At 65.8% G+C, this 20,534-nt stretch carries 21 protein-coding genes and 2 riboswitches; of the genes, 12 read left to right on the top strand and 9 right to left on the bottom strand.

The features are described 5' to 3' along the window. Positions 1–221 precede the first annotated feature (221 nt). Positions 222–1,283 (bottom strand): A/G-specific adenine glycosylase, encoded by a 1,062-nt coding sequence (locus ABJO18_RS08615; RefSeq protein WP_348509176.1) that lies wholly within the window; start codon positions 1,281–1,283, stop codon positions 222–224. A 77-nt stretch (positions 1,284–1,360) separates the two neighbouring features. Between ABJO18_RS08615 and ABJO18_RS08610 the strand changes: the two genes are divergently transcribed. The 12 genes from ABJO18_RS08610 to ABJO18_RS08555 all read left to right on the top strand — a co-directional run bounded on the left by ABJO18_RS08610 (position 1,361) and on the right by ABJO18_RS08555 (position 12,381). After that, positions 1,361–1,891 (top strand): DUF721 domain-containing protein, encoded by a 531-nt coding sequence (locus ABJO18_RS08610; protein WP_348509177.1) that lies wholly within the window; start codon positions 1,361–1,363, stop codon positions 1,889–1,891. A 24-nt stretch (positions 1,892–1,915) separates the two neighbouring features. Further along, positions 1,916–2,641 (top strand): thioredoxin domain-containing protein, encoded by a 726-nt coding sequence (locus tag ABJO18_RS08605; protein ID WP_348509178.1) that lies wholly within the window; start codon positions 1,916–1,918, stop codon positions 2,639–2,641. A 129-nt stretch (positions 2,642–2,770) separates the two neighbouring features. After that, a complete protein-coding gene (locus ABJO18_RS08600; RefSeq protein ID WP_271187310.1) occupies positions 2,771–3,511 on the top strand; it encodes a thioredoxin domain-containing protein in 741 nt (246 codons plus the stop codon). Further along, positions 3,508–4,224 (top strand): thioredoxin domain-containing protein, encoded by a 717-nt coding sequence (locus tag ABJO18_RS08595; RefSeq protein WP_348509179.1) that lies wholly within the window; start codon positions 3,508–3,510, stop codon positions 4,222–4,224. Before ABJO18_RS08600 ends, ABJO18_RS08595 begins: the two co-directional genes overlap by 4 nt. A gap of 66 nt (positions 4,225–4,290) precedes the next feature. After that, positions 4,291–7,737: a chromosome segregation protein SMC gene (gene smc, locus ABJO18_RS08590; RefSeq protein WP_348515835.1), complete on the top strand. Its 3,447-nt coding sequence runs from the start codon at positions 4,291–4,293 to the stop codon at positions 7,735–7,737. A 123-nt stretch (positions 7,738–7,860) separates the two neighbouring features. Then, on the top strand, positions 7,861–8,181 hold the full coding sequence (locus tag ABJO18_RS08585) for an AtpZ/AtpI family protein (protein WP_348509197.1): 321 nt from the start codon (positions 7,861–7,863) through the stop codon (positions 8,179–8,181). Positions 8,182–8,246: 65 nt separating this feature from the next. Beyond that, positions 8,247–9,023 carry a F0F1 ATP synthase subunit A gene (locus ABJO18_RS08580; RefSeq protein ID WP_348509198.1) on the top strand — a complete coding sequence of 259 codons (777 nt, stop codon included), beginning with the start codon at positions 8,247–8,249 and terminating at the stop codon, positions 9,021–9,023. A 61-nt stretch (positions 9,024–9,084) separates the two neighbouring features. Then, positions 9,085–9,309, top strand: coding sequence for a F0F1 ATP synthase subunit C (locus ABJO18_RS08575; protein WP_203294954.1), 225 nt, complete (start codon positions 9,085–9,087; stop codon positions 9,307–9,309). 79 nt (positions 9,310–9,388) lie between these two features. Continuing rightward, the gene (locus tag ABJO18_RS08570; protein WP_348515834.1) at positions 9,389–9,955 is read left to right on the top strand and encodes a F0F1 ATP synthase subunit B'; all 567 of its coding nucleotides are present in this window, start codon (positions 9,389–9,391) and stop codon (positions 9,953–9,955) included. A gap of 1 nt (position 9,956) precedes the next feature. Further along, positions 9,957–10,523: a F0F1 ATP synthase subunit B gene (locus ABJO18_RS08565; protein WP_348508697.1), complete on the top strand. Its 567-nt coding sequence runs from the start codon at positions 9,957–9,959 to the stop codon at positions 10,521–10,523. 197 nt (positions 10,524–10,720) lie between these two features. Next, a complete protein-coding gene (locus tag ABJO18_RS08560) occupies positions 10,721–11,083 on the top strand; it encodes a helix-turn-helix transcriptional regulator (protein ID WP_348508696.1) in 363 nt (120 codons plus the stop codon). Continuing rightward, on the top strand, positions 11,080–12,381 hold the full coding sequence (locus ABJO18_RS08555; RefSeq protein WP_348508695.1) for a type II toxin-antitoxin system HipA family toxin: 1,302 nt from the start codon (positions 11,080–11,082) through the stop codon (positions 12,379–12,381). The genes ABJO18_RS08560 and ABJO18_RS08555 overlap by 4 nt, the downstream gene beginning before the upstream one ends. Positions 12,382–12,393: 12 nt before the next feature. On the opposite strand, the gene ABJO18_RS08550 is transcribed toward ABJO18_RS08555, so the two are convergent. From ABJO18_RS08550 to argS, 8 genes are all read right to left on the bottom strand, one after another. Next, positions 12,394–12,687, bottom strand: a complete 294-nt coding sequence (locus tag ABJO18_RS08550) for a hypothetical protein (protein WP_271187319.1) — start codon at positions 12,685–12,687, stop codon at positions 12,394–12,396. A 373-nt stretch (positions 12,688–13,060) separates the two neighbouring features. Then, positions 13,061–14,644 carry an aminomethyl-transferring glycine dehydrogenase subunit GcvPB gene (gcvPB, locus tag ABJO18_RS08545; protein ID WP_348508694.1) on the bottom strand — a complete coding sequence of 528 codons (1,584 nt, stop codon included), beginning with the start codon at positions 14,642–14,644 and terminating at the stop codon, positions 13,061–13,063. Position 14,645: 1 nt separating this feature from the next. Next, entirely contained in the window at positions 14,646–15,989 is a 1,344-nt protein-coding gene (gcvPA, locus tag ABJO18_RS08540) for an aminomethyl-transferring glycine dehydrogenase subunit GcvPA (protein ID WP_348508693.1), read from the bottom strand. Continuing rightward, the gene (locus tag ABJO18_RS08535) at positions 15,989–16,408 is read right to left on the bottom strand and encodes a hypothetical protein (protein ID WP_348508692.1); all 420 of its coding nucleotides are present in this window, start codon (positions 16,406–16,408) and stop codon (positions 15,989–15,991) included. Before ABJO18_RS08535 ends, gcvPA begins: the two co-directional genes overlap by 1 nt. 9 nt (positions 16,409–16,417) lie before the next feature. Continuing rightward, on the bottom strand, positions 16,418–16,783 hold the full coding sequence (gene gcvH, locus ABJO18_RS08530) for a glycine cleavage system protein GcvH (protein ID WP_271187323.1): 366 nt from the start codon (positions 16,781–16,783) through the stop codon (positions 16,418–16,420). A 74-nt stretch (positions 16,784–16,857) separates the two neighbouring features. Continuing rightward, the gene (gene gcvT, locus ABJO18_RS08525) at positions 16,858–17,955 is read right to left on the bottom strand and encodes a glycine cleavage system aminomethyltransferase GcvT (protein WP_348508153.1); all 1,098 of its coding nucleotides are present in this window, start codon (positions 17,953–17,955) and stop codon (positions 16,858–16,860) included. A gap of 60 nt (positions 17,956–18,015) precedes the next feature. Next, a riboswitch (glycine riboswitch) is annotated at positions 18,016–18,127 on the bottom strand. A 3-nt stretch (positions 18,128–18,130) separates the two neighbouring features. Further along, a riboswitch (glycine riboswitch) is annotated at positions 18,131–18,221 on the bottom strand. Positions 18,222–18,306: 85 nt separating this feature from the next. Further along, positions 18,307–18,696 carry a hypothetical protein gene (locus ABJO18_RS08520; RefSeq protein ID WP_348508154.1) on the bottom strand — a complete coding sequence of 130 codons (390 nt, stop codon included), beginning with the start codon at positions 18,694–18,696 and terminating at the stop codon, positions 18,307–18,309. Between the two features lie 71 nt (positions 18,697–18,767). Continuing rightward, complete coding sequence (argS, locus tag ABJO18_RS08515) at positions 18,768–20,534, bottom strand: arginine--tRNA ligase (RefSeq protein ID WP_348508155.1); 1,767 nt, start codon at positions 20,532–20,534, stop codon at positions 18,768–18,770.

Below are 20,534 nucleotides of genomic sequence, written 5' to 3'. Positions count from 1 at the left end.
CTCACTCTCTCTTCTACCCTATACATTTTTCCCGGACGGAGGCCCGCGGAAGCGGGCTGCAGATCCGGGATCGACCGAAGATCATTCCAAGCGATGAGCTTCCCGTCGATCCCGGCACTCCGCCCGGCCTTCGCCGGGCGTCCGGCCGGGAAAAAGGGGGGGGTTGCATATTTTAGGTGATGGTCGTCACTTCAGCCCCCTCTCCCAGGACGGCGCTCGTCTTATCGCCTCAGCTTCACGACCTTGCGCATGACGCTGGGCAAGGCCTCTTCGTCCAACTTGTCTTCGGCGGCCCAGTAGCCGTCTTCCGGTTGCCAGTCCGGGGCGGGAGCGCTTTCGCGCACGTCGAGCCGGAGCTCGAAATGGGTGAAGACGTGGCGCACCTCGCCGCGCGAGACCCAGTCGGCCTCGAAAGGCGGCGCTTCATCCGGCGGTCCCTCCGCCCAGGGCGTCGAGGGCACTTCGACCATGCCGCCGAGCAGGCCCTTGTCGGGCCGCCGGCGCAGCCAGAGCCCCTGCTCGCCCCTGACCAGCCAGGCGGTACCGAGACGCACCGGTTTGGGCTTTTTCCTTTCCTTCAGCGGATAGCGCGTCATGTCGCCTTCGGCGCTGGCCGCACAGGCAAAGGCCCAGGGACAGGCGGTACAGTCCGGCGCGCGGGGCGTACAGACGGTGGCGCCGAGATCCATGATCGCCTGGGCATAATCGCCCGGCCGGTCCGGCGAGGCGATAGCGGCGGCCAGGCGGCGTATTTCCGGCTTGGCCCTGGGCAGCGGTGTCTGGACCCGATGGAGCCGTGTGATCACACGTTCGACATTGCCGTCGACCACGCTGGCCGGCTTGTCGAAAGCGGCGGCCAGAATGGCATTCGCAGTATACTCACCCACCCCGGGCAGGGCTTTCAGCCCGTCCAGCGCGTCGGGGAACACGCCGCCCAGTCCCTCGGCGACGTGGATGGCGCAGGCATGCAGGTTTCGCGCCCGGGCGTAATAACCCAGGCCCGCCCATTCCCGCATCACATCCTCGCGCGGTGCGGCCGCCAGGTCTTCCACGCGCGGCCAGAGGTCGAGAAAGCGGAACCAGTAGGGCGTGGCGTGCGGCACCGTGGTCTGCTGCAACATGATTTCCGACAGCCAGATCGCATAGAGATCGGCGACGCGGCCGGCCGCGCGGTCTTCCGGACGGATCCGCCAGGGCAGCGTCCGGCCTTCCCGGTCATACCAGTCCAGCAGCGCCGAACGCAGGCGGGCGATATCCTGTCGCGGGGAAAGGGATGCGCTCATCGAAACCTTCCGGGTTTACAGGCTGGACTTGCGGGCAGGACTTGCAGGCGGGCCGCTTCGCGGCGAGAGTGCGCAGCATGAAGCGCAAACCGACCTCGTCAACACTGGAAGCCGCTGCCAGCGCCTATATCGGCAGCCGCCGCGGCCGGCGGGCCATCCAGCCCGCCCCCTCCGCCGGGCGGGCGGCCGAACGGGTGCTGAAACCCCTGACCCGGCAATTCGGCATCGGTGTGGAGCAGTTACGCGAACACTGGCCGGAAATAGTCGGCAAGCGCCTGGCCGACTGGAGCACGCCGAAAACCGTCCAGCGCAGCGGCGGTATCAGCACGCTGGTGATAGAGGCACGCGGCCCCGCGGGGGCCATCCTGCAGGCGGAGAGCCGCCGGATTCTCGAGCGCATCCGCACCCATTCCGGCGACCGGGCCCCGACCCGGCTGCGCATCGTGCAGGGACAGGCCAGCCGTGCCGCCGACGCCCCCGCGGCGAGCGTGAAAAAGCTGCAATCTTCATCACACACCGGCGAGACAGAGGCGACAACGCCGGAAGCGCGGCTATTGTCGGCGCTCGACCGGTTTTCCCGCGCGATTCACCGCCGGGACGAGCCGTAGCATCAGGCATATCCCGGGGGACACATGACACTGACACGACGCATCTTCACCGCCACCGCCCTGGCGGCAGCCACGGCGCTGGCCGCCTGCGGCAATTCTTCGGACAATGCAGGCGGCGGCACGATGGCCGGAACAGGCCGCAGCCTCGGTTCGGCGGATGCGCCGGTGACGATGACGGAATATTCCTCGGTCGCGTGCGTCCATTGCGCCCGCTTTCATGACGAGGTTTATCCGGCGCTGGAGCCCTATATCGAGGCCGGCCAGATGCGCGTGGTGCTGCACGAAATGCTGAACGGCCCGCCGCAATTCGCCGTCGCCGGTTTTGCACTGGCGCACTGCGTGCCCGAAGAGCGCTATTTCGACACGATCGACGTTCTGTTCGAACAGCAGCAGGCGATCTTCGACACCGCCCGCAGCGGCGGCAATGTCCGCGCCCGCTACGTCACAATTGCCCGGTCGATGGGGCTGAGCGAAGCACAGCTCGATGCCTGCCTGAACGATACGGAGATCAACAGCGCCATTGTCGCCTCGCACGAGGCCGCGCTGGCCGAGGGCATCAGCCTCACTCCGAACTTCGCCTTCAATGGCGAGCTTCTGGAAGCGCGCAATGCACCGGGGGCGTCCCAGCCGACCTATTTCCTCGGCGGCGAGCAGGTGGTGATCGATGGCGAACCGCTGCCAGCCCGCCAGGACGGGGAGACGTTTTCGCGCCTGATCGACCATCTTCTGGCGCAGTCCGCCGGCGGTTGATCCTGAGAAACGCTGATCAAATCTGAGCGAGGTGGTGGCAACTGCCCCGCCTGAGCGGTTAAGCTGCGGCGAGACCGCACGGGACGGGGCCGTGCGGACAACCGGCAATTTCTCGGGGAGAGCCCTTCGATGAACCTGACACGACGTGTGTTTTCCGCAGCCGCCCTGACGGCGAGCCTTGTCCTGGGTGCCTGCGGTGGTGGCGACGCGCCCGGCGAGGGCCAGTCCCGCTATGAGCGCGCCAGCGATCGCGGCATGGGCAATGCGGACGCGGCCGTAACGATGATCGAGTATTCCTCGGTCGCCTGTCCGCACTGCGCAGCCTTCCACGAGGAAGTCTTCCCGACGATCGAGGAAAACTACATCGAGACCGGCCGCATGCGCTATGTGCTGCGCGAGATGATCACCGGCTCGCCGCAATTCGCCATCGCCGGCTTCTCGCTCGCCCATTGCGTGCCCGAAGAGCGCTATTTCGACATGGTCGACCTGTTGTTCCAGCAGCAGCGCGCGATCTTCCAGGCCGCCCAGACCCAGGGCAGCGCCCGCGGCCAGTATCTCGCCATTGCCCGCTCGATGGGGCTGAGCGAGCAGGACTTCATCGCCTGTCTCAACAATGAGGAGATCAACCAGTCGATCGTCGCCGCGCACGACCGTGCGATTGCTGACGGCGTGGACGGTACGCCGCGCTTCATCTTCAACGGCCGCATGCTGGAAGCGCGCCGCGCGCCGGGTGCGACGGAGTACACCTATTTCCTCGATGGCGAGCAGGTGATGATCGATGGCGAGCCGCTGCCGGGTCTGGCCGATGCGGAAACCTTCACCCGCCTGATCGACCATCTCCTGGCGCAAGCCGGCGAGACCGCCGAATGACCGGCTTTCTCAACCGCATCGCCGGCGGGCTGGCCCTGCTTCTGCTCGCCGTTCCGGCGGCGCTGGGCCAGCATCCCGGCCAGGCCGAAACCGCCGACGACCACGCGCTGGGCGATCCCGACGCGCCATTGCTGATCGTGGAATACGCCTCCTTTGCCTGCCCGCACTGCGCCCATTTCCAGGAAGCCGTGTGGCCGATGGTGAAGGAGGAGTTCGTCGATACCGGCCGGGTGCGCTGGGTATTCCGGCCCATGCTGACCAATCCGGTCCAGCTCGCCGCCGCCAGCACCATCCTGGCCGAATGCGCACCGGAAGACCGCTTTTTCGATGCCGTCGACCTGCTGTTCGCCGAGCAGCAAAGCCTGTTCGACACGGCGCGTGCCGGCGGCGATGTGCTGGGTGTCTATAACCGGATTGCCGGTGCTGTCGGTCTCACGCCGGAAGCCTTCATGGGCTGCCTGCAGGACCCGGCGATGAATGAGGCGCTCAATGCGTCTGCGCAGCAGTCGGTCGAGTACGAAATCCCCGGCACGCCGGCCTTTCTGATTGGCGGCGATGTCCTGATCGGCACCAATCGCGGGGAAGGTCCGCTCTTCTACTATGGTGACGAACCCCTTATTCTCAATGGGGAAAGGGCTCCCGGCCAAATGAACGAAGACTCCTTCCGCCGAATCATCCTTCACTTCCTGAACGAGTCCGATTCGGAAAACTAGAATCGCATCAGGAAAGCGCCGCAATCCTCCGCTACAAGAGTGGGCAGGCGGCGCAATGGAGGTCGGGTGAAGTTCACACAGCTGAGGCTGGCCGGATTCAAATCCTTCGTCGATCCCACCGACTTGCGGATCGATCCGGGCCTTACAGGCGTGATCGGACCCAACGGTTGCGGCAAATCCAACCTGCTTGAAGCCCTGCGCTGGGTGATGGGCGCGACCTCGGCCAAGTCGCTGCGCGGCGACGGCATGGAAGACGTGATCTTCTCCGGCACCGACGCCCGCCCCTCGCGCAACCATGCCGAAGTCGTGCTCACCGTCGACAATGAGAACAAGCTCGCCCCGGCGCGCTTCAACGATGCCGACAGTCTCGAGATCACCCGCCGCATCACGCGCGGGGCCGGTTCGGCCTACAAGATCAATGGCGAGGAAGTGCGCGCCAAGGATGTCCAGCTCCTCTTCATGGATGCAGGCACCGGCGCCAATTCGCCCGCGCTTGTGCGCCAGGGCCAGATCTCCGAACTCATTGCCGCCAAGCCGCAGAATCGCCGCCGCATCCTGGAAGAAGCGGCCGGCGTCTCCGGCCTGCGGGCGCGTCGGCACGAAGCCGAGCTGCGCCTGAAAGGCGCCGAAGCCAATCTCGACCGGCTGCAGGAGGTGATCGACGATATCTCTTCCCGCCACGGCGCGCTGCAACGCCAGGCCCGCCAGGCCTCGCGCTACCGCCAGCTCTCCGCCTCGATCCGCGCCCTGGAAGCCGCCGTCTGGCTCAATCGCTGGCGCGAGGCGGCGACCGCCGTCGACACCGCCGAAGCGGAACTGACCGACAAGCGCGACGCCGCCGAGACCGCGACCCGCGCCGCGGCAGAAGCCCGTACCCAGGCCGAAATCCTGGCGGCGGCCCGCGAACCGGCACGCCAGGCCGAAGCCGAGGCCGCCGCGGCCCTGCGCCGCCTGGAACGCGAACGCGATCTGCTGGAGCGTGACGCCGCCGAGATCGAGCGCACCATCGAACGCCTGGAAGCACGCCTGGAGGAACTTGCCTCGGCCACCGGCCGCGAACGGCAGATCGTCGAGGATGCCCAGGCCAGCCGTGACGAGGCGGCCAAGGCCATCGCCGGCCTCGACGCCGAAATCGAGCGCGAAAGCGCCAGTCTGGACGCGGCCCGGTCGGCCGCGGAAACCACCGAGGAACAACGCCTCGCCGCCGAGGCCGAACTGGACGAACGCGCCCGCGAAGCCGCCGACAAGCGGGCCGCCATCGAGACCGCGCGGCGCGATCTGGGCCGGTTCGAGACGCGGCTGGAGCAGATCGCCCGCGAGATCCATGGTGCCAATGACGAGCGCGAACGGCTGGAAGCCTCGCCCGCCCTGCACGAGCTTGAGACCGCACAAATCGATGCCGAACAGGCCGAGACCGCCCTCACCGAGGCACGCGCGCGGCTGGAAGCGGCCGAAGCCGAGCGCCAGACGGCCGATGCTGCGCTGGAGACCGCCACCGAGACCTGGCGCGAAATGGCCTCCGCCCGCGACGGGCTGGAGCGGGAAGCCCAGGCTCTGGAAAGGCTGCTCGCCGCGTCGATGCAGAAAACCGTCTCGCCGGCGCTGGACGCGGTGCGCGCCCGGCCGGGCTATGAGCAGGCGCTGGCTGCCGCACTGGGCGACGATCTGGAAGCCTCGCTCGATCCGTCGGCATCGCGCCACTGGTCGGAAGCCGGCGTGAAGGCCGAGATGCTGCCCGGCGGCTGCGTGCCCCTGTCCGACCACGTCGAAGCGCCCAAGGCACTGAAGGCGCGGCTGGATGCGATCGGCGTGATCAAGCCGGAAAAGGCCGCCGAGGCGGCTGCGAAACTGAAACCGGGCCAGCGCCTGGTCACGCGCGACGGCGATCTGTGGCGCTGGGACGGGCTGGTCGCGCGGGCCGACGCGCCTTCCGCCGCTGTTGCCCGCCTGGAAAACCGCAATCGCCTGGAGGCCGTCCGCGCCGAGCTGGAAGACACGGCCGAAGCCCACGAATCAGCCCGTACGGCCGAGGCCGCCGCCCGCACCGCCGCGGAAACCGCCCGCGCTGGCGAACAATCGGCCCGCGCCGCGATCGGTCCGGCCGACCGGGCCGCGCGCGATGCCCTCGCCCGCGTCTCGTCCCTGCGCGAGAAAAGCGCCCAGGATGCCGCCCGGGCCACAGCGCTGAAGGAGCGGATCGAACGGCTGACTGCCGAACAGGCCGAGACGCAGTCCGGCCGCGAGGCTGCGCAGGCGGTTCTGGAAGAGGCCGAAGCCAGCGATGGCGATACCGAGGCCCTGGATGCGGCCCGCGAAGCCGCCGACGAAGCCCGCCAAGCGGCAGCCGATGCCCGGGCCCGGCTCGACGGTGTGCGCCGCGAAGGCGAGCTGCGCCGTCAGCGCCGCATGGGTTTCAAGCGCGATCATGATGCCTGGGCGGAGCGCTGCAAGGCGGCCGAAGCCCGCATCGCCGATATCGAGAGCCAGTCGGCAGAGGCCGGCAAGGCGCTGGATGAGGCGCGGGCGAAGCCCGAGGTGCTGCAGGAAAAGATTCTCGCCCTGACCGGCAAGGTGCAGGCCGCCGAACGCGCTGCGGAAGAAGCCCGCGAAGCCGCCTCGACCACCGAAGGCCAGGTCAAGGAAGCCGACAGTGCCGCCCGCCAGGCCGAAGCCGCTGCTTCCGCCGCACGCGAAGGCCGCGCCGCGGCCGAAGCCCGCCTGAGCGGAGCGAAGGAACGTCTCAACGAGACCACCGAGCGCCTGCAGGACGCGACCGGCGAGGCACCGGGCACGCTGTCCAAGCGGGTCGACGAAGACGAGATTTCCGAACTGACCCCGGCCGAACTGGAGCGCCGTCTGGACGAGGCCCGTCAGGGCCGCGAACGGCTCGGTGCGGTCAATCTGCGCGCCGATGAGGAAGCCGAGGAACTCAGCCAGCGCATGGAAGAAATGACGCGCGAGCGGGACGATCTGATCGAGGCCATCGCGCGCCTGCGCAAGGCGGTGGACGAGCTGTCCCGCGAGGGCCGCGCGCGCCTGCTCGAAGCCTTCGATATCGTCGACGGGCATTTCCGCAATCTCTTCTCCACCCTGTTCGAGGGCGGCCATGCCGAGCTGCGGCTGACCGAGAGCGACGATCCGCTGGAAGCCGGCCTGGAAATCATGGCCTGCCCCCCGGGCAAGAAGATGGAGAACATGTCGCTGATGTCCGGCGGCGAACAGGCGCTGACCGCCTCGGCCCTGATCTTCGCGGTCTTCCTGTCCAATCCGGCGCCGGTCTGCGTGCTCGACGAGGTCGATGCACCGCTGGATGACGCCAATGTCGACCGCTATTGCCGCATGCTGGCCGAGATGCGCCGGCTGACCGAGACACGTTTCCTGGTGATCACCCACAATGCCCTGACCATGTCGCGCATGGACCGGCTCTACGGCGTCACCATGGCCGAGCGCGGCGTTTCCCAGCTGGTCTCGGTCGACCTGGTGGGCGCGGAACAACTCATCGCCGCCGAATAGGCATTTTATCTTTTTATTTCAGCAGGTTAAATCGCCTGCACCCTTGCTTGACTTGCCGGGGGGCCGTGGATAGTGTGCGCGCGCCTGCGGGGGGCTGTTCTTCCGTTGGCAGACCGGACAGTCATGTCACGCAAAGACGAAAGCCCGCGCGACCCATCCAAAGCCGATCTGGACTCCCTGCAGCAGCGCATCGATGCGCGGCGTGAGAAGTACAGACCGGAACCGGATAACGCCCAGCGATCTGCCTGGCAGCTGGGAATGCGCTACGGGTCGGAATTCTTTGGCGGGGTTCTGGTTGGCGGGGGTCTGGGCTTTGCCCTCGACCATTTCGCCGGCATTTCGCCCTGGGGGCTGATTGCCGGAACGATGTTTGGGTTTGCAGCCGGTACGCTGAATGTCGTAAGGGCTGCGCAGGAAATCAGTTCGGAGTCGCAGGAGCGCTAGGCGCACCGGGCTCTGCCGGAAGAATCGCGGCCCTGGCCGCAATAGCGATTGAAGAGAGGCCGGGCGTGGCAGACACCAACCCGATCAAGCAGTTCGAAGTTCACGAGCTGGTTCCGTTCGAAGCTTTCGGCCTGAATCTGGCCTTCACCAATTCCAGCTTCTTCATGATGCTGACGACGGTTCTGACCGTTGTGCTGTTCATGCTGGCGATGTCCAGCCGCGCCCTGGTGCCGAACCGCGCCCAGTCGGTGGCCGAGATCATCTACGGGTTCGTGGCAGACATGCTGCGCTCGACCGCCGGTCCGGACGCGCTGCGCTTCTTCCCGTTCGTCTTCACGCTCTTCATCTTCATTCTGGTCGCCAACATGCTGGGCATGTTCCCGTATTTCCCGGGACCGGGCCTGCACTCCTTTACCATCACCAGCCACCTGATCGTGACCGTGGCCCTGGCGATGCTGGTCTGGCTGACCGTCATTATCTATGGCGTGTTCAAGAACGGCCCGAAATTCCTCAAACTGTTCGTGCCGTCCGGCGTTCCGGGCTACATCCTGCCCTTCGTGTCGCTGATCGAGGTGATCTCCTTTATCTCGCGTCCGATCAGCCACTCGGTGCGTCTGTTCGCCAACATGCTGGCCGGCCACATCCTGCTGAAAGTCTTCGCGGGCTTCATCGTGATGCTCGGCGCCGGTCTCGGCGTGGGCGGCTATGTCCTCGGCATCGCACCGTTCGCGATGACGCTGGGCCTGACGGCGCTGGAGTTCCTGGTCGCCTTCCTGCAGGCTTACGTGTTCGCCATCCTGACCTGCATCTACCTTTCCGACGCTCTGCACCCGGGTCACTAGACCGCAGACGTCACAGTCCAACCCAACCAACTGCCAGACATATCCTCGAAGGAGTTTTCAAATGGAAGAAATGGGCAAATACATCGGCGCCGGTCTCGCTTGCCTCGGCATGCTGGGTGCTGCTGTCGGCGTGGGCAACATCTTTGGTTCCTTCCTGCAGGGTGCCATGCGCAACCCGTCTGCGGCTCAGTCGCAGTTCGGCAACCTGATCTTCGGCTTCGCCGTGACGGAAGCGCTGGGCATCTTCTCCCTGCTGGTCGCGCTGATCCTGCTGTTCGTGGCCTAAATCATACCGGAGGCGGCCGGCTCATCCGGATCCGGCCGCTCCCGTTTTCGCTCCACCTTTCCAAGGGAGCCCGCGTCCCATGACGCATGCACCGCATTCTGACGTCGCACAGCACGCGGCCGAAGCAGCGCACGGCGCTGCGGAAGCTGTGTTCCCGCCGTTCGACCCGACCTATTTCGCGTCCCAGCTCTTCTGGCTGGCGATCTTCTTCGTGATTCTCTACGTCGCGCTCGATCGCTTTATCCTGCCGAAGATCAAGACGACGATCGAAGACCGTCGCGACCGTATCGCCGACGATCTCGATGCTGCTGCCCAGGCCAAGGCCGATGCCGAAGCTGCGGGTGAAGCCTATGAGAAGGCGCTGGCCGAAGCGCGTGCCAAGGCGCACGTGATCGCGGCCGATACGCGCAAGGCGCTCGATGCCGAGATCGCCAAGGAGACGGCTGAAGTGGAAGCCGAGCTGGCCTCCAAGCAGGACGCCTCCGAGGCCGCCATCCGCAAGGCCAAGGACAAGGCGTTCGCCGAAGTCCGCGGTATCGCGGCGACCGCCACGGCGGCCGCTGTCGAAGCGCTGGCGGGTGTCGAGATCACCGAAGCCGATGCCGGCAAGACGGTGGACGGCCTGATCAAGGCGAAGGAGGCATAAGATGACCCTGTTCGCTGAAGACGCCGCTCACGGTGCCACCAGCCACGGCCCGGCCCTGTTCTCGGGCGAGTGGTTCGCGGCCCAGCCGTCCGATCCGACCTTCTACGCCTTCCTGGCCTTCATCGCCTTCTTTGCGGTGCTGGGGTATTTCGGCGTCCACAAGACCATCGCCAAGACGCTGGACGACCGCGCCGACGCGATCAAGTCGGAGCTGGAAGAAGCCAAGCGCCTGCGCGAGGAAGCCCAGGAAATGCTGGCCTCCTATCAGCGCAAGCAACGCGAAGCCGAGGCCGAAGCCGAAGCCATCATCGCCCAGGCCAAGACCGAGGCGAAGACGCTGAAGGCGGAAGCGCGCAAGGAAATGACCGAGCGCCTGGAACGCCGTACGGCGCTTGCCGAACAGCGCATTGCCCAGGCCGAGGCGCACGCGGCAGCCGAAGTGAAGGCCGCTGCGGCCGAGCTGGCGGCCAGCGCGGCCGAGGAAATCCTCAAGACCAAGCTGAAGAAGACCGATCTCAACAAGATCGTCGATGCCGACATCAAGGCCGTTGGCGAACAGCTGAACTAGGCTCTTTCCGGATTTCGAGATTGCAAAGCCCGCGGGTTTCCCGCGGGCTTTTTCTTGCCCCATATTGAAAACGGACAAATTTGTCCTTTTATTCCTCTAAATCAGCGTTATCGGACGATTTTTTCTGGTTATTGACAACGCATATAAAAGGACATATTTGTCCACTTATCGTTCTTGTCAGCGATTAGAGGACAATTATGTCCGTTCTGGATGATACTGATAACGGCCCGCTCTCCAGCCTGCTGGAGCAATTGGGTCTCAGGATGGAAGCCTACCGGATATCGCGGCAGCTGAAGCAGGAAGAGCTTGCCGAAAGGGCCGGCATTTCTGCGCGCACGCTGCGCCGGCTGGAGACCGATGGGAACGGCACGCTGGACACATTTGCCCGCCTGCTCCGCGCGCTCGAGATCGATTATCGTCTGCTGGATGTCATTCCCGACGCCACGGCCAGTCCGCTGGACACAAGAAGCGGCGCGCAACCGCCGCGGCAGCGCGTACGGCGCCGAACCGAAGAACCGGACACGCCCTGGACCTGGCGCGAAGGGGCGGACGACACATGACCCGCGCCGATGTCATCCTGTGGGGCCGCCGGATCGGCGCCGTGCTGTGGGACGACCGGCGGCAGATCGGCACGTTCGAATACGTCCCCGCCTTTACCCGCTCGGGCATCGAGGTCGCCCCGCTCACCATGCCGCTGCGCACGGGCGTGTTCGAATTTCCCGCCCTGCCCCGCGATACGTTCAAGGGCCTGCCCGGCCTGCTCGCCGACAGCCTGCCGGACAAGTTCGGCAATCTGCTGATCGACCGCTGGCTGGCCGAACAGGGCCGCGCACCGGGCGAGTTCGATCCGGTTGAGCGGCTTTGCTATACCGGCCGACGCGGCATGGGCGCGCTGGAATTCCAACCGTCCAGCATCGCTCCGTCCGGCCGCGGCCGTCCGCTCGATATCGACGCGCTCGTCGAACTGGCCGACCGGATGACACGCAGCCGCCTGGAGGTAAAAGGGCAGCTGACGGGCGGCGATGATCACCGGGTGATGGAGGACATCCTGCGTGTCGGCACCTCGGCCGGCGGTGCCCGCGCCAAGGCGGTGCTGGCCTGGAACCGGGAAAGCGGAGAATTCCGCTCCGGTCAGCTCGACCTGCCGGACGGATTTGAACACTGGCTGTTGAAGTTCGACGGGGTCAGCGGCAATGCCGACAAGGAGATCGCCGATCCGCAGGGCTATGGCCGGCTGGAATATGCCTGCTACCGCCTCGCCGTGGACGCCGGGATCGAGATGAGCGAATGCCGGCTGCACGAGGAAGGCGGACGCGCCCACTTCATGACACGGCGTTTTGACCGCACGCCCGGCGGCGGCAAGCTGCACATGCAGTCGCTGGGGGCGATGCGCCATTTCGACTACAACCAGCCACGCGCCTATGCGTATGAACAGGCCATCGAGACCCTGCGCCTGCTCGGCCTGGGCCGCGCGGCGATGGAGCAGATGGTGCGCCGGGCGCTTCTCAACATCGTCATCCGCAACCAGGACGACCATGTGAAGAATATCGCCTTCCTGATGGACAAGGCGGGCAACTGGTCGCTCGCCCCGGCCTTCGACGTCGTCTACGCCTATAATCCGGGCGGGGCCTGGACGTCGCAGCACCAGATGTCGCTCGCCGGCAAGACTGACGGTTTCACCCTCGCAGATCTTGTCGAGTTCGGCCGCTATGCCGATTTCAAGCCGGCACAGCTGCGCGGCATGCTGGACGATATCCTGCAGGCCGCAGCCCGCTGGGACCAGTATGCCAGCGAAGCCGGTATCCCGCGCGATCTCTCGCGCCGGGCGCACAATGGTTTCAGGCTTGAATTCGAATGAGGGGCGGCGGAACTACTCCGCCGGCTCCTTCTCGCCGAAGGCAAAACGGACGCGTTTCCACACCCAGGGGAAGCGGCGCAGCGTGTTGGTGATATAGGTGTGCAGCGTCTTCGACGCGGCTGCCACCAGCACCAGGCCGAGCAGGCCCATCGGCAGGCCGATCGGGATGAAGGGGGTCAGGAAGCCGATCGGCACGGCGAGCGCGATCAGCGCCAGCCCGACGGCGACGCAGACAGTGCGGATGATCAGCACGACAATCGCACCGAAGGCATTCCGCTGGGCCCATCCATTGAGGGATTCATTCATCGCCGTGACCATCTTCCAACCCGCCCCGTTCGTGGGGTGCCGCATGAGGGAGGGGCACCCATCGGGACAGACAACACTAAACGCGTAAACATGACCCCAATGCGAGACAAAAAAGCCGAAATTCAGGCAGCGGCCCGGAGTCAGCAGCGGGTTGTTGCATCTGCGCACCGGTTCTCACACCGGGGCGGCATTTCCTTGGCGGCTTGGTATCTTGCCGCGTATTGCAGCGCACACTGAGCGGCGGAACCGCCTCACCCATGGCTGCAGGCATAAAATAGTAACGCCCCCGCCGGATGTCAGCGGGGGCGTCGGTGTTTTTTCAGTGCCGGACCTCTACCAGGGAAGGGCCGCGACATTCCGCCACGGGGCAGGACTACTCCGCCGCTGCGGCAGCCCCACTGTCCGGCGTCCAGCGCAGCACCGGCTGGCGGGCCGCACGGGTCTCGTCCAGACGCTTGGTCGGGGCGTGAACCGGAGCCGCCAGGAAGCGCTCGCTCTCGCCCGACTTTGCGGCCAGGGCCAGCGCCTCGAGCACGTCGACAAAGCGGTCGAGCCCGCCCTTCGATTCGGTCTCGGTCGGCTCGATCAGCATGGCACCGTGGACGACCAGCGGGAAATACATGGTCATCGGGTGATAGCCCTCGTCGATCATCGCCTTGGCGAAGTCGAGTGTGGAGACGCCGGTATCCTTGAGGAAGCGGTCGTCGAACAGGGCTTCGTGCATGCAGCTGCCCTCGAAGGCCGGCGTCATCACATGTTTCAGCCGGGCGAGGATGTAGTTGGCGTTGAGCACCGCATCCTCGGCAACGCGCTTCAGACCGTCAGAGCCATGGCTCATCATGTAGGTCAGCGCACGGGTGAACATGCCCATCTGGCCGTGGAAGGCCGCCATCCGGCCAAAGGGCTCGCCCTCGGCTTCGGCGGCATGCTCGACCATCTTCCATGTCTCACCATCCTTGACCACGTAGGGCACCGGCGCGAAGGCCGCGAGCGCATCCGACAGCACGGTCGGGCCCGAACCGGGACCGCCCCCGCCATGCGGCGTGGAGAAGGTCTTGTGCAGGTTGATGTGCATCGCGTCGACGCCGAGATCGCCCGGGCGCACCCGGCCGACAATGGCGTTGAAGTTCGCACCGTCGCAGTAGAAATAGCCGCCTGCCTCGTGGATCAGGTCGGCGATCTCGCGGATATCCCGCTCGAACAGACCGCAGGTATTGGGGTTGGTCAGCATGATGCCGGCGACATCGTCGCCCAGCTTGGCCTTGAAGGCCTCCATGTCGACCCGGCCGGTCTTGTCGGCGGGGATCTCGTCGCACACGAAGCCGCACTGCACGGCTGTTGCCGGATTGGTGCCATGGGCACTTTCCGGAACCAGTACGCGGCGGCGATGGGTCTGCCCGTCGGCATCCAGCTTGGCGCGGATCGCCATCATGCCGCAGAACTCGCCATGGGCGCCGGCCTTCGGCGACAGCGCTACGGCGGGCATGTTGGTCAGCGTCATCAGCCAGTGGGCCAGCTCGCCCATCAGCTCATAGGCGCCCTGCACCGTCGAGGCCGGCTGCAGCGGGTGTACATCGGCAAAGCCCGGCAGGCGGGCGATCTTCTCGTTGAGCCGCGGATTGTGCTTCATCGTACACGAGCCGAGCGGGTAGAGGCCCAGATCGATGGCGTAATTCTTCCGCGACAGGCGCACATAGTGGCGCATCGTCTCCGGCTCGGCGAGGCCCGGCAGGCCGATCTCGCCCTGGCGCTCCAGACCGCCCAGGCGGCTCTTCGGGGCGCCGGAACCAGTCCGGGGCTCCGGCAGGTCGACGCCGCAATGCTCCAGATTGCCGCGCTCGAAGATCAGCGGTTCGGCCTGGTCGAGGCCGCGGCTGCCCGAGACCGTATCGGCATAGCCGCCGGTCTGGATGTTTTCGGCCATGCGGGTGGGACGGCCTTGCGTGTTCATGCCCATCTTACAGTACTCCGCGCAGCGCTTTTTCGAAGGCGACGAGATCGCCATCCGTATTGGTTTCAGTGGCCGCCACGATCAGCAGGTCCTCGAACTTGCCGGGATAGAGCCGGCTGGCAGGAACGCCGCCGAGCACGCCGATCCTGGCCAGATCGTCGACCACCTGCGCTGCCGGCCTGGGCAGACGCAGGGTGAATTCGTTGAAGAAAGTGTCGGTGACCAGTTCCACACCCTCGATCGCCGAGAGGCGGTCGGCCAGGGCGCAGGCCATCTCGTGATTGAGTCGGGCCAGGCGGGTGATGCCGCGCTCGCCCAGCAGGGTCATGTGGATCGTCCAGGCCAGCGAGCACAGCCCGGAATTGGTGCAGATGTTCGAGGTCGCCTTGTCGCGGCGGATATGCTGCTCGCGCGTCGAGAGGGTCAGCACATAGCCGCGGCGGCCATCGGCATCGACGGTCTCGCCGGCCAGGCGGCCGGGCATCTGGCGGATGAAGCGGCGATCGTCCTTGCAGGCGAAGAGGCCGACATAGGGTCCGCCGAAATTCAGGCCGACCCCGATCGACTGGCCCTCGCCCACAGCGATATCCGCACCCATCGCGCCGGGGCTTTCCACAAGGCCCAGCGAGACGCATTCGGTGAAGGCGGCAATCACCAGCGCACCCTTTTCGTGGGCGGCTTCGGACAGGGTCCGCAGGTCGTGCAGGCGGCCGAACACGTCCGGCGTCTGGACGACAACACAGGCGGTCTCGTCGTCGATGGCTGCCATCACGGCGGACAGGTCGGTCACGTCCGGATCGGTGACCGAGATCTTCACGTCGGAGTATTTCGCCAGCGTCTTGGACGCTTCGACATAGTGCGGGTGCACGCCGCCGGCCATCACGGCCTTGTTCCGGCGGGTCACGCGGGCGGCCATCATCACGGCCTCGGCGCAGGCCGTGGAGCCGTCATACATGGAGGCATTGGCCACATCCATGCCGGTCAGGAGCGCGACCTGGGTCTGGAATTCGAACAGGGTCTGCAGCGTGCCCTGGGAGATTTCCGGCTGGTACGGCGTATAGGCCGTCAGGAATTCGGAGCGCTGGATCAGGTGATCCACGGTCGCCGGAATGTGGTGCTTGTAGGCGCCGGCCCCCACGAAGAAAGGCGCCTGGCCCGCGGAGATATTCTTCGACGCCATGGCGCTGAGCGCCCGTTCGACCTGCAGTTCGCCCTGCTTGGTGGGCAGGTCGATCAGCCCGTCCAGCCGCGCCGCTTCGGGCACGTCCTGGAACAGATCGTCGATGGAGGCGACGCCGATGGCCTCAAGCATCGCCTTGCGATCAGTGTCGGTATGGGGGAGGTAACGCATCAGGTTTTCCTGCGAACAGCGTGGAACCAGTTGATCAGGGGCCGGTGGCCGCCCAGTCCAAAAACAGTCGTACAGACGAGGATCAGAATGGCGCCGAACAACAGCCAGCCCGTCCAGCCGGCCCGAAGCGACCAGAACCCGAGCAGCAGCACCGTGCCCGCAGCGATGCCGCCCAGAACAAAGGGCAGTACCTTCTGTTCCAGGCGCAACAACGCCGACGCGATCTCCCCGCCGCGATCAGAGGAGAAGATCGCCGCGACGGCCAGCCCGGCGTGCACCAGCGCACCTCCAAACATCATGCCCGCGAAGAAGGTGGTCCACCGGCTTGCATCCGGCTCGAGCCCGTTCTTGCCAAGCAACGCCGCAAGCGCGAGCATGCTCACAATGGCCAGAATTCTCTGCCTGGGTGTCTGCGCCATCAAGGCCTCCTAGGCCGTGTGGTCCTGGTAGGCCGCCTCGTCCATCAGCCCGTCGAGCTGGGACGTGTCGGACACCTTGATCTTCACGAACCAGCCGTCACCGGCCGGGTCTTCATTGACCTTCGCCGGCTCGTTCTCCAGCGCGTCATTGATTTCGACGATCTCGCCATCCACCGGAGCATAGACCTCGGAGGCCGCCTTGACGGATTCGACGACGGCGAACTCGTCGCCCTTCTTCAGGGATTTGCCGACATCCGGCAGTTCCACGAAAACGACATCGCCCAGCTGGCCGGCCGCATAGGCCGTGATGCCGATCGTGGCGATGTCGCCGTTAAGGGAAATCCACTCATGGTCTTCGGTATAGCGGGTGGTCATGATTGTCTCCTGCCCCAGAATAAAAGCCTGAATAACGCCTGGCGCCTGCCCGTCCGGTTGCCCGGTCCGCAGCATCAGCCCCGATAGAAATTCGCCGTCACGAACGGCATTTTCACCACTTTCGCAGCCCGCGGCTTGCCGCGCACGAGGATGTCGACCTCGGTGCCGGGCTGCATGAAGTCGCGATCGATATAGCCCATCGCGACCGGACCGTTCACGGTCGGGCCGAAACCGCCAGAAGTGACGATGCCGATCACCTTGCCGTCCTTGGACGCGATCTCGGCACCCTCGCGCGCCGGTGCGCCGGAGAGGGTGAGGCCGATCCGCTTCTGGCAGGTCTTCGCATCGATCTGCGCCGCGATCACGTCAGCGCCGGGAAAATCGCCGCGCTCACGCCGCGTCTTCGACAGCGCCCAGATCAGCGAGGCTTCGACCGGTGTGCGGGTCTCGTCCATGTCGTGGCCATAGAGGCACAGGCCGGCTTCCAGACGCAGCGAGTCGCGCGCGCCCAGACCGATCGCCTCGACTTCCGGCTGGTCGAGCAGCAGGCGGGCGATCCGCTCGGCATCGTCTTCGGGAAGGGAAATCTCGAACCCGTCCTCGCCGGTATAGCCGGACCGGGAGATCAGCACGTGCGCGCCGTCCAGCGTGAAGACACCGCACTGCATGAATACCATCTTGCAGGCGTCCGGGCACAGGCGTTCCATCACATCCTTCGCCGCCGGGCCCTGCAGCGCGAGAAGCGCGCGGTCCTCGATGCGGGTCAGCCTGCCCTTGCCCTTCGTCGCGTTTTCGATGAGCGCGAAATCATTGTCCTTGGTGGCCGCGTTCACGACGAGGAAAATCCCCTCCCCGTCCGGGCGCGACACCATCAGATCGTCGCGGATCCCGCCGGTCTCGTTCAGCAGCAGGGTATATTTCTGTTCGCCGGCGCTGATTGCCGACAGGTCGGCCGTCAGCAATGCTTCCAGCGCGGCCTCGTCGCCGATGTAGCGCGCCTGGCCCATATGGGAGACGTCGAACAGGCCGGCCTTTTCGCGCGTATGCTTGTGCTCGCCCATGATCCCCAGCGGATACTGGACGGGCATGTCATAGCCGGCGAACGGCACCATCTTGCCGCCCAGCTCGACATGGAGCGCGTGAAGGGGTGTCTTGAAAAGCGTGCCGGTCATCGATCGGGTCCTTGCATGGGGGCGATCCTGCAAGCCCGTGTGCCTGCAAGCCTTCGCCCCCGCTGTCCCGATAACCTGAGAGATTCCGCGACCTTCCTCATGCCGTCCGATCACGGCGGAAGTCGCTTGCTCCGTCGGTGGGATGAAGGCGAGCCCCATCCACTTTCCAGCGTTTATCTCTCCCGCGGTCCTTCGGCCTGAGCGTTTCCGGGGCGGTTGCGCCTTCGGCGCCGGCGTTATTTGCCGGTCTCTCCCGCGGGGAGTTTGGTCCCGCAAGGCGCACACTGCGCCCGCCTCGCGATTGCAGCGGACTCTATGATTCCGCGCCCCGGAGTCAATGTCGCAGCGCCGTTAATCCACCGATTCCCACGGCGAGAAACAGGCGCCCAGACCGCCCTGCAGCAATCCCATCAAGCCAGCCTGCTCCTCCGCGGGAAGCGCCCCCGCCTCGGCCGCGGATATATCGCGGGCCGCTTCCCAGTCCGGCAGCATGGAGCGGTCCTGGATGGCGCCCTGCGAGCCGAGTGCAAAAAGACGATAGACCTGGGGTGTGGCGTTCTCCTGCAGATAGGCATCGAGACAGGAACAGAACGCGTCGTGGTCCTCGGGCACACCGCCGCTGCGGTCGACCTGCTGGATGCGGCAGGCATGCTGCATCCAGGCGGAGTGATCGGCCGGATCTTCGGAGAAGGTCACAGGTTCGGAGGTGACGAGAAGCGCAGCAAGGCCAGTCAGGATCATGTGAAAACTCCCGGTTTTCGCCACCCTAGCCGATTGCCGTGCGGGCAACCTCCCCCGTTCGGGGGAGAGCGCTACATCCGGTCCGGCGCTTCCAGACCGAGCAGGCCGAGGCACAGCTCCAGCTGTTTCAGCGTGGCTTCGGCCAGAGCGAGCCGCGAACGCTTCACCGCTTCCGTTTCGGCCGACAGGATCGGGCAGGCCGAGTAGAATTTCGAGAAGGCCTGGGCCAGCGTGAAGGCGTGGTCGCAGATCGCATTGGGCGCCCGGTTCTCGCACGCCTGTTCCAGCGCCGCGCCGAAGGCGTCCAGCGCCAGAACGAGATCGCGCTCCTCGGCCGCCTCGGCCGAAATCGGCCCCGGCTCGACGCCCGCCTCGGCCGCCCGGCGCATCAGCGATTTCACCCGCACCGCGGCATAGAGCAGGTAAGGACCGGTCTTGCCCTCGAAACTGGTGAAACGATCCAGGTCGAAGACGTAGTTCGTCGTGCGATAGTTCTGCAGGTCGGCGAACTTGATCGCCGCCAGGCCCACCATGCGTGCCACGCGGTCATGTTCTTCCGCGCCGACATCGGCGGCGAGACCGGCTTCCTTGAGGCGCTCATCCGCGCGTTCGATAGCGCTGGCGATCAGATCGGCCAGGCGGAAGGTCCCGCCATCGCGCGTGCGCAAGCGCTTGCCATCGGTGCCGTTGACCGTGCCGAACTTGACGTGTTCCAGCGACCCTTCCGGCGCCAGGCCGGCCTTGTCTGCGGCGCGGAAGACCTGTTCGAAATGGTCCGACTGCGCCAGATCGACGACGTAGAGCGTCAGGTCGGGGCCGACCGACTGCTTGCGGTCCAGAATGGTGGCCAGATCGGTCGTGCCGTAGAGCGAGGAGCCTTCCGACGTCACCAGGATCAGCGGCGCCAGCTCCTTCTTGTCGCCGTCACGGGCGACCCGGACGACCCAGGCGCCTTCGCTTTCCTCGGCCACGCCGCGTGCCTTGAAGTCAGCCACCAGCCCGTCGATCAGATCATTGACGTCGCTTTCGCCCTTCCACAGGTCGAAATGGACACCCAGATCGCCGAAATCCTTCTTCAGCGCCGCAACGGAAACGTCGATGAAGTGGCGCAGCAGGGCGCGATAGCCGGCCCGGCCCGCCTGCAGCTCGGCCGTTGCACGGCGCGACTTTGCCAGCCGGTCGGCGTCTTCCTTGGCCTTCTTCGAGGCCTGCGGATAGAGACGCGCCAGATCCTCGATATCGACCGGCGGTTCGGACGGGTAGCCGTCCGTGATCGCGGCGTCAAAATAGGGAAGATCGGGCTGTTCTTCTTCCAGCTCGGTAATCAGGTGGCCCATCTGCAGGCCCCAGTCGCCAAGATGGATGTCGGAAATCACCGTATCGCCGCGGAAGCGGAACAGGCGCTGCAGGCTGTCACCCAGCACCGAGGAGCGCAGATGACCGACATGCATCGGCTTGGCCACGTTCGGGCCGCCGAAATCGATCATCACCTTGCGCGGTTCGGAAACTTGCGGCGCACCGGCGCGGTCATCCGACGCGATCTCGGCAGCGCGGGCATTGATCGCCGCGGCGGCCGGCAGGAGGTTGATGAAGCCCGGTCCGGCGATCTCGGCTTTCTCGACCAGCGCATCACCGGCGATCCGGTCCAGAACGGCCTGGGCGATCTCGCGCGGCGGCTTGCCCGCCTGCTTGGCCGCCGGCATGGCGCCATTGCACTGGAAGGGAAAGCGTTCCGGATTCTGCCTGGACGGAGTGACACGGCCCAGCTCCCGCGGAAGCTCGAGGGAAGCAAACGCGTCGCCCAGCACACCGCTGAGCTGTTCGGCAATAGAAGGCAT

Source organism: Maricaulis sp. (assembly GCF_039978735.1).
Lineage (GTDB): Bacteria > Pseudomonadota > Alphaproteobacteria > Caulobacterales > Maricaulaceae > Maricaulis.
The sequence above is the reverse complement of the archived record's forward strand: the minus strand, read 5'-3'. Positions and strand labels throughout refer to the sequence as shown.

Excerpts from the sequence above, each read along its gene's own strand:
- ABJO18_RS08520 (WP_348508154.1), bottom strand. The coding sequence starts at position 18,696 with ATGATCCTGACTGGCCTTGCTGCGCTTCTCGTCACCTCCGAACCTGTG.
- argS (WP_348508155.1), bottom strand. The coding sequence starts at position 20,534 with ATGCCTTCTATTGCCGAACAGCTCAGCGGTGTGCTGGGCGACGCGTTT.
- ABJO18_RS08555 (WP_348508695.1), top strand. The coding sequence starts at position 11,080 with ATGACCCGCGCCGATGTCATCCTGTGGGGCCGCCGGATCGGCGCCGTG.
- ABJO18_RS08575 (WP_203294954.1), top strand. The coding sequence starts at position 9,085 with ATGGAAGAAATGGGCAAATACATCGGCGCCGGTCTCGCTTGCCTCGGC.
- ABJO18_RS08560 (WP_348508696.1), top strand. The coding sequence starts at position 10,721 with ATGTCCGTTCTGGATGATACTGATAACGGCCCGCTCTCCAGCCTGCTG.
- ABJO18_RS08605 (WP_348509178.1), top strand. The coding sequence starts at position 1,916 with ATGACACTGACACGACGCATCTTCACCGCCACCGCCCTGGCGGCAGCC.
- ABJO18_RS08615 (WP_348509176.1), bottom strand. The coding sequence starts at position 1,283 with ATGAGCGCATCCCTTTCCCCGCGACAGGATATCGCCCGCCTGCGTTCG.
- gcvH (WP_271187323.1), bottom strand. The coding sequence starts at position 16,783 with ATGACCACCCGCTATACCGAAGACCATGAGTGGATTTCCCTTAACGGC.
- ABJO18_RS08610 (WP_348509177.1), top strand. The coding sequence starts at position 1,361 with ATGAAGCGCAAACCGACCTCGTCAACACTGGAAGCCGCTGCCAGCGCC.
- ABJO18_RS08600 (WP_271187310.1), top strand. The coding sequence starts at position 2,771 with ATGAACCTGACACGACGTGTGTTTTCCGCAGCCGCCCTGACGGCGAGC.
- ABJO18_RS08550 (WP_271187319.1), bottom strand. The coding sequence starts at position 12,687 with ATGAATGAATCCCTCAATGGATGGGCCCAGCGGAATGCCTTCGGTGCG.
- ABJO18_RS08570 (WP_348515834.1), top strand. The coding sequence starts at position 9,389 with ATGACGCATGCACCGCATTCTGACGTCGCACAGCACGCGGCCGAAGCA.
- ABJO18_RS08535 (WP_348508692.1), bottom strand. The coding sequence starts at position 16,408 with ATGGCGCAGACACCCAGGCAGAGAATTCTGGCCATTGTGAGCATGCTC.
- gcvPA (WP_348508693.1), bottom strand. The coding sequence starts at position 15,989 with ATGCGTTACCTCCCCCATACCGACACTGATCGCAAGGCGATGCTTGAG.
- gcvPB (WP_348508694.1), bottom strand. The coding sequence starts at position 14,644 with ATGGGCATGAACACGCAAGGCCGTCCCACCCGCATGGCCGAAAACATC.
- gcvT (WP_348508153.1), bottom strand. The coding sequence starts at position 17,955 with ATGACCGGCACGCTTTTCAAGACACCCCTTCACGCGCTCCATGTCGAG.
- ABJO18_RS08595 (WP_348509179.1), top strand. The coding sequence starts at position 3,508 with ATGACCGGCTTTCTCAACCGCATCGCCGGCGGGCTGGCCCTGCTTCTG.
- ABJO18_RS08565 (WP_348508697.1), top strand. The coding sequence starts at position 9,957 with ATGACCCTGTTCGCTGAAGACGCCGCTCACGGTGCCACCAGCCACGGC.
- ABJO18_RS08585 (WP_348509197.1), top strand. The coding sequence starts at position 7,861 with ATGTCACGCAAAGACGAAAGCCCGCGCGACCCATCCAAAGCCGATCTG.